Source organism: Oleiphilus sp. HI0080 (assembly GCF_001635135.1).
This window is the reverse complement of sequence record NZ_LWFU01000941.1, coordinates 1-883: the sequence shown is the minus strand read 5'-3', so window position 1 is coordinate 883 and position 883 is coordinate 1. Positions and strand designations below refer to the sequence as shown.

At 47.7% G+C, this 883-nt stretch carries 2 protein-coding genes and 1 tRNA gene; 1 reads left to right on the top strand and 2 read right to left on the bottom strand.

The genetic code is table 11. The features are described from left to right. Positions 1–19: 19 nt before the first annotated feature. A tRNA-Ile gene (locus A3751_RS18355) sits at positions 20–96 on the top strand. 34 nt (positions 97–130) lie between these two features. On the opposite strand, the gene A3751_RS18350 is transcribed toward A3751_RS18355, so the two are convergent. After that, positions 131–499 carry a ribosome recycling factor family protein gene (locus A3751_RS18350; RefSeq protein ID WP_068451107.1) on the bottom strand — a complete coding sequence of 123 codons (369 nt, stop codon included), beginning with the start codon at positions 497–499 and terminating at the stop codon, positions 131–133. A gap of 74 nt (positions 500–573) precedes the next feature. Next, the coding region (locus tag A3751_RS23130) for a fibronectin type III domain-containing protein (protein WP_197466485.1) at positions 574–883 on the bottom strand (310 nt) is incomplete at its 5' end.

The following is an 883-nucleotide window of genomic DNA, read 5'->3' as shown; positions in this document are numbered from 1 at the left end:
AAACTAAGGCCAAAAGTGTGCCCCTTTAGCTCAGTTGGTTAGAGCACCCGACTCATAATCGGTAGGTCCCCTGTTCAAGTCAGGGAAGGGGCACCATTTTTCTTCTTAATCCATCAAGTATCTCTTTTTTTCATTCCTCCCACTCTATGCGATCGATCGCGGTGCGTGCTTCCGCAATCCTGCAGTTAGTTAGTGATATGAGCTGTGTGACGGTGATTGGCCAATGCTTCTGCGCAATCGTCTGAATCTCCGTAAGGCTAAGCGCCGGGAGATGTGCTGAAAGTGATTTCTCTATCCAAAGCCAGGTTTCCTCGCCAGAAGATTCCATCGCATTACGCAGATGGATCGCTTGCTCACTCGTAACATTGAGAATCCAATTCCGAGAACGCCCTTTGCGCTCAAGTTGCGCCCCTGATGCTCTAATAAGTGTTTTCAGAGTTTGGGTGTGGTTTGTTCTGCGGACAAAACTGTTTAATGAAATAGAGATCTGTTGATGCACTGAGTTGGCTTGTGCTGTATGTCGGTCTGGGTTGTTTTTTTGATTGTACGCTTAATTAGCACAAGGTGGCTATCCTACAATACCGACACAGTGACTACCTGAGAGTAATCGCTTTCCAGTCCATCCGTATCGACAACCGTTACCGCGAAGCGGTATTCACCGTCTTCTAGCCCAGTAATATCGAACTCAGTTTCAAGCCCATCAACGACATGAACTGCACCGACATCACCGTTTCCATCGAGTTGGTATACTCTGAAGTTTTCGATTTCATAGACTTCCAGCTCAGAGCCATCGGTACGCTCTAACGGATAATCCCACGAAAGATGAATGGTTGAGCCGTCATCGGCATTCAGTGCGCTATTTGAGCCACTTTGCTGCCCCTGC